At 34.7% G+C, this 6,604-nt stretch carries 5 protein-coding genes; 2 read left to right on the forward strand and 3 right to left on the reverse strand.

Going from position 1 to position 6,604, the window contains the following annotated elements; genetic code table 11:
* Nucleotides 1-188: 188 nt before the first annotated feature.
* Nucleotides 189-2,756, reverse strand: a complete 2,568-nt coding sequence (locus U8521_RS10985; RefSeq protein WP_334352745.1) for a hypothetical protein — start codon at nucleotides 2,754-2,756, stop codon at nucleotides 189-191.
* Between the two features lie 239 nt (nucleotides 2,757-2,995).
* On the opposite strand from U8521_RS10985, the gene U8521_RS10990 reads away from it, so the two are divergent.
* Nucleotides 2,996-3,340, forward strand: coding sequence for a hypothetical protein (locus U8521_RS10990; RefSeq protein ID WP_334331980.1), 345 nt, complete (start codon nucleotides 2,996-2,998; stop codon nucleotides 3,338-3,340).
* Between the two features lie 236 nt (nucleotides 3,341-3,576).
* Nucleotides 3,577-4,029 (forward strand): hypothetical protein, encoded by a 453-nt coding sequence (locus U8521_RS10995; protein ID WP_334331981.1) that lies wholly within the window; start codon nucleotides 3,577-3,579, stop codon nucleotides 4,027-4,029.
* 102 nt (nucleotides 4,030-4,131) lie between these two features.
* Here the strand turns inward: U8521_RS10995 and U8521_RS11000 are convergent, their stop codons facing one another.
* Together U8521_RS11000 and U8521_RS11005 are read right to left on the reverse strand one after the other, a co-directional pair.
* Complete coding sequence (locus U8521_RS11000; protein WP_334331982.1) at nucleotides 4,132-4,707, reverse strand: 5-formyltetrahydrofolate cyclo-ligase; 576 nt, start codon at nucleotides 4,705-4,707, stop codon at nucleotides 4,132-4,134.
* A gap of 9 nt (nucleotides 4,708-4,716) precedes the next feature.
* Nucleotides 4,717-6,300, reverse strand: coding sequence for a cation:proton antiporter (locus tag U8521_RS11005; protein WP_334331983.1), 1,584 nt, complete (start codon nucleotides 6,298-6,300; stop codon nucleotides 4,717-4,719).
* Between the last annotated feature and the right edge of the window lie 304 nt (nucleotides 6,301-6,604).

Consider the following 6,604-nt stretch of genomic DNA (forward strand, 5'->3'; position numbering starts at 1 on the left):
CCTCATAAAAATTAAAGTTCAATATTAACTTTTTCTTCATTACTAATATAAATATTTTTGAAAGCGATGTCAATGATTGGGACGTACCAAATATATATTTGGTTAGTACTATTTAATAAATCTAGTTTCTTTATAATAAACTCCAATAAAAAATCCTGAAACTTTCAACTTGTTTCAGGATTTTTAGTTCACCCAACTGTATCTGTCAAAGTCCACGTAATTCGGCCTTCATACGTTCCAGATTGGTTAAAATCAGTTTGACTCAATAAAACACCGTTATTGGAATTCCATTCATCATCAATGGAAGTAATCCTCTTTCCTTCTTGAACAACATTTTGACTGGCAATAATAGCATCTTCGTTATACATCGTTTCAACATCTCCGTCACTTGGATCAACATAGCAAACAGCCCCTTTAAAGGAATTGTTGTCTTCATTCTTTAAATCAGTAGCTTTCCCGGATAATTGCCAAGTTGAATCATAACTAATTACGTCAAGATTGAAACCGGATTTACGTTTCAAAATCTTTTTCGTATCGTAATTGGTAATATCCTGGAATTGTAAATTATCAGAAGCTGTTAATTCAAGATATTTCTGCGTTACGTTAACGTTATACCTCACAGTATTCGATGTAACGCTATCTAAATCATAAGCGTAAACTTTCACGGGAACCGGTTGATTCTTAGTTGGATTGAAAATATCCCAAAAGTTTACCGAATCATCACTGTCAATAATATCTTTTAATGGAATCGAGATATTAGCCGTATTAGTAGTTGAATCAGTCGTCGCTTTAGTTGTATAAGTTTTACCTGCGACATTGATTTTATAAACAATCGTATCTCCATTGGCAAAAGTATGATCCAAGTCATAAGTCAAAGTAGTTGGCAAAACTAAATCGATATTTTCATTAGCTGGTTGATAGAGTAATTCAATGTCGTTTGGTTGGCTCAAGGTCAATTTCCATTTCTTGCTAGGATTGATAACAAATTCTGGCGTACTTGTGGTTGTGATACCAATCGTGTTCTTAAATCTTGCTCCGGCAGCATCAACTTCAATTTCGTTGTCCGTGTCATTGACGGCTTTCCCATTGATTTCGATGCTGACAACATCGTTATCATCATTCATAGCTTGTTTGATGACATGCTTGAGTGTGGAGTCACTTACTTCTGATGCCGTGATATATTCCGGATCAGCCCCGTTAGCAAAGGAAATTTTGGCAACATTACCATTTTCATCTGGTGTCACACTAAAATGTTCTGGCAGCTGGATGATTGATTCAATTTGGCTCCAGTCCTCTTTACCACTTAAGTAGTTAAGGTTGTAATGGAGCGTCAAGTTATCGCCATTATTAACGTGATTGTCATCAGAGACAGTCCCAGAAGAATCAACACTGATAGTTTTTTCCAAAGTATTGTCGACGATATATGCATTAGAAGAAATACTTACTAAAGCGGGAATCGATTCGAAATCGACTAATTTTGCTTGAACATCGCTTGCATTATCGTTTGAACCTGTGAAGCCCCACAGTAATCTGTGATCTTTAATATTACCAAATGTACTCATGTCCACTGTTGTTTCGGCTTCACTTCTAACAAAGCTATCTTCATCAATTACACCGTTCAAGTTATCATTATAAGTCCCGTCACGATACTTATCATTGAAGGAATATTTCAAATTAGCAGTTTTACCATCATCAGAGTTTTGCCATGTAATAGTTACGTGATGCCAATTATCTTCATCACCATTGTTGATGATAGTTGTATTGTTGGATTTTATGTGAAACATAGCATAAGCATCTGTTCCCCAATTACTATCGAAAGAGTTAATTTGCTTTGAAAGATGATACGTTAATGGGTTGGATGGATAAGTAAAAGCAATATGACCGTATCCTCCACCTGAACCCAATAAAGTAGTTCCGTCCTGTGGAAATCCTTCAGGAGCCGGTACACTTCTATCATACGTATCATATCCACCAGCAGTCCCCTCAAATTTTTGCCCTGCAAAACCCAAATCGCTAATACTATTTAAGATAATTGGAGAATTTGCTCCCAACTTGTTAATCACGGCATCAAATTCAATAGATACACTGTTTTGAATTGCTGACTTTGCAATCTCTGAAGTGGTTAAAATGGATGAACTGATACCTGTATTGGCTATAGTCTCCACGTGTGTCTGATCATATCCATAGGCACCTAATCCTTGCTGACCGGCACCAATGGCACTAGTACCATAATCATCATTTTGAACAGTAAAAGTCATTCCCTGAGCATTATGTGGATCATCTTCATCCCCACCACCAACGAATATCCAAGCTGAAATAATTTGTGGTTCAATTGTTTGTGTGTCAATATAGTTGTCTTGATTTACATCTGACCACATTGCACCATATGAACTGACATTAGTTGCAGTCCCAACGGAATTTTGTATACCTAAAATACCAGGCTTAGTTAGTTTCTCAGAATAGCCTTCATTATTACCTTTTGCCAAAATCAATACTTGTCCTGATGCATCAGTCGTAGCGTAATTCTCACGATATGGATATGTATATAGTCCAGTTTTTGCATACAATTCATCACTAGTCATAGTATCATTAGTAAAATACTTATTAACCAACAACCCTTCAGGTGCATCAGCAATCACATCGTCATCAATATCGGCCAAAACTTTATTAGTTGAGAAAATCAAAAAAAGCGTACAACAAATAAATACCGTTATAATTGCAATAAAGTTTAGCCTATGTTCGCTTCTTTTATCCATCGGTCTTATCCTTCCGTCTTTGATAATATAAAGATATCATGTTTAAACATAAAAAATATTTCATATTTTGATATTATTTCTATATTTTTATGGATTCAAATGTAAGCGATTACCACCAACTGGCTGTTGAAATCAGCGAATATAAGATAGAAAATCAAAAATAAGAAAAACTTATCTTGACCTCACCCCCACTTGAGGGCTTAATATAACCTTAAATAGTTCTCGAGGGGGGAATAATAATGAAACTAGCTATTCGCAACCTAAATAAAAATCGAGCTGAATCTGGCATTATTATCGCTAACAAACTAACCATGAACTCTGAGAATCAATTTTCTATTAAGTTAGAAGATCTCAAACGTATTCCTGACAAAGGCGATATTTATTTAATTTCATTTCGTGGTGTAGATGGTATTGATAAAAAATTCTATCGTTTCCGTACTAATAACATCCCTGATGAAAATGATTTACTAAACCTTTCAATTGAAGATAATCATGAGCTCAAACATAAACTAAATAATGTCAAAATTGGCACAAAAGTAAGAATTAAAGGTCCATTCGATGCTTCATTTAAAGAAGTTGGTTAAATCAAAATAAAGAAGCTGAATTAATACTACAAGCATTAATTCAGCTTCTTTATTTAGTTTTCGGCCGCATTCCAGCTCATCACAGAGCTTGTGCGGAAGACGACATACTAAACTTCTTAGGAAAGAACCAAAAACTGATTACTGTGATCTATTTGTTTTAGTACTCAAAACCACTTTTGTAAAATCTCCGAATCTTGTAAGATAGTAAAGTAAAATTATTAATTTGGGAGATTTGTATGAGTGAAGCAGCCAAAAAGAAAAAAATGAATATTATTATCTGGATACTTTGTGCCTTGATAGCCTTAGGTGCCTTTGGTATTCCCAGAATTTACCACAATTATCATTCTGCTCCCAATTATTATTCCGTTGGTCAAAAGATTCCTTTGGAAAATTCTAAAACACATAAATTAAATGACTTTCAAAAACATCAATTTATCAAAATAGCTAAAAATACGATTGACAAAAAAGATGGCCCTTATAATTGGCACAACTATAAAACCATTTCCATAGCCGTATATAAGATGAATGACCCTCATGAATATGGTCTGATTTACAAAATGAAATCAAAATCCAGCAACGAAGTTCTTACCAATTCAATGATCGTCAAATTAAAGAGTAGCGACTTACTCCAATATCATAAAATTTCAATTAAACGATACGTCTCAGAAATGTCAGCATCATTTAGATAAGAAAAGAGAGTGTATTAAGTCAAATAGACCAAGGTAATCAAAATACGATTTTACCTTGGTCTATTTATTTTAAGCAGAAAAATTAGATTCCAATCTTTGTTTTTAGGCTCTAATTAATTTATCGATTTTAATATCATACTCGCCAATTTTCCAATCAGCTGTTGCAAAGGCCATAGCTGAAGGTACCAAAGCAATCGATTGCCCAGTATATTTAGCCAGGAATCGATCATAATAACCACCACCGAAACCAACTCGATAATGACTGTCGATTGCAAAAGCTAAGCCTGGCACGATTATAAGGTCGGGTGATTGGTTAACTAAAGTTTCATCGTATTCCGGTTCCAACAAACCAAAACTACTTTTAACTAATTTATCATAACTAACGAATGGTAAAAATGCCATTTGACGATGTGGCATGGTTTTAGGAACATAAACTTTTTTACCAGCGGCTAAGGCAGCCTCAATCACTGGAGTTGTGGGAACTTCAAACGGTCCACTGATAGTTGTTGCAATCGAAGTAGCATTTTGCCATTCTGAAGATTCGATAAGTTTTTGAAGTAAAATCTCTGTTTCCAATTGAGTTTGATCTTTATTTTGATTAAGCTTTTGAATCTGCTGTTGACGTAAATCTTTCTTTTCGATGATGATCCCTCCCTTGATATAACCAAAGTATATCAAATAAATTCCTTATTTCGCATTTCCATCAAAAATATCTGGTCCAACGATCAATGATTCTGCTAACAAAACTTCATTATATAATTCGTAAACATAATTTTGATATTTGACTTCACTCTGCGAGACCATGTCTAAATAATCCCGTTCAACTGCAAAGGCATTCATGAAAGCACGCATCTCTAATTCTTTTTCTGCACCAGTAAACTCAGGCCGCTTCACTACCTCCAACCAAGCTCTAGCAAAATCTCGAGTTCTAGTCCGCTGCTTTTGACTCATTAGGTCAAAAATCACTGATTTTCTGACATTGTCAGGTAAATACATCTTGTTGATCTTATCAATTGCCCGATGCACCATCTCGACCCGCAATTCATCGATCTCTTTAGCAGCCGATTGACTGTCGATTTCCTTCGGCAGAATAAATTGGAAGACAATTGTTGGTACAATCAAGCTCAAGATGATCAAAAAACTTTCTGACATTAAAACTAAATTAAAATCACCCACACGAACGTGGACTTCTGCCAATGTATAAGCTAAAGCCAACGTCACGGCCCCATGGACACCGCCTAACGAAAAGATCCAACCCGCACGATTATTTAATTTTAAACGAATTCGACTATAAATATAGCGAGTTGCTACATTTATAACGTACAAAATAAGTCCAATCCAAACCCAGTTGAGTGATTTCGTAGTAATTTTGTCATCTATAATAATTTTGACAAACATGTAACCTAAAATAACAAAAACTGTACTATTAAAAGTTTCAGTAATCAAAGAAACTAAGCCCATCCCTTGATGTACTTGGGGTGCATTAGTCAACTTACTTCTTTGAGCTTCAGCATTATGAACCAAACCTGCACAAACCACAGCAATTATTCCTGAAACGTGGATTTTTTCAGCCAAATAGTAAATTACCAGTGGTGTAACAACGTACAAAATATTTTGAGCGTTTAAGGAATTAAAAGAACTTCTAATAATGATTTGTCGGAAAAGAACAATCACAAAAGCTGTTAGAAAGCCAAACAAGACTCCTCCTACAGCTGAAATCAGGAAATCTTCAATAGTCTGAGTGTAATTAACATAACCATTAATATACCAAAGAGCTGCCATGTTCAACAAAATGATTCCTGAAGCATCATTGAAGAGTGATTCTAATTTCAAAAAAGTTCCCTCTTCCTTTGGAACTTCCAAACCATTAGTAACTGACTCCATCGCTGTTGCATCGGTTGGCGTACTGACTGCTGCTAAAATAAAAGCCAATGGCAAACTGATTCCTGCAAATAGATGGACTCCGACACCAGCAAAAAATAAACAGCACAATACTAGAAAAACTGCTGTCTGAATGATGTGCTTAATTTCCTTCCCTACCATTCGTAATTGAGTGGCTTGACCTTCAAAAAATAGTAATGGAGCAACGATCAAACCAATAAAAATTTCTGAATTAAAATGTTCGATATACCCACTCAAAGGTATCAAAGCAATTAATCCACCCATCAACATACTGATATAACTAACGGAAATTTTTTGGAAAGCTTGAGCCATTAGAATACTAATCACGGCTGCCAAAATTAAAATAAACGTCGAAATCATCAAATTCATAACTTTTCCCTCTAATCAAAATAAATATATCATAGAGCGCTGAAAAGCCTTACTGATAAGGCTTCTAATAGTTTGAAAAAAGTCTAACTTTTTAGCTTTCTGGCATAATTGTTTCACATGGAACATATGGTATTCATAACGCCGTTTCAATACTATATATGGTGTATGACTAAATTACGAAAAAAAGTGCTATTTTTTCAAAGTAATTTTGAATCGAAAATTTCAATAACAAGTTAGCCACTTGGACAAAATAAATTGAATCCAAGTGATATCAGTATTTGAAGTTTATAAATATGTCTTTAAG

This window comes from Companilactobacillus miaonis, from assembly GCF_036913615.1.
GTDB lineage: Bacteria > Bacillota > Bacilli > Lactobacillales > Lactobacillaceae > Companilactobacillus.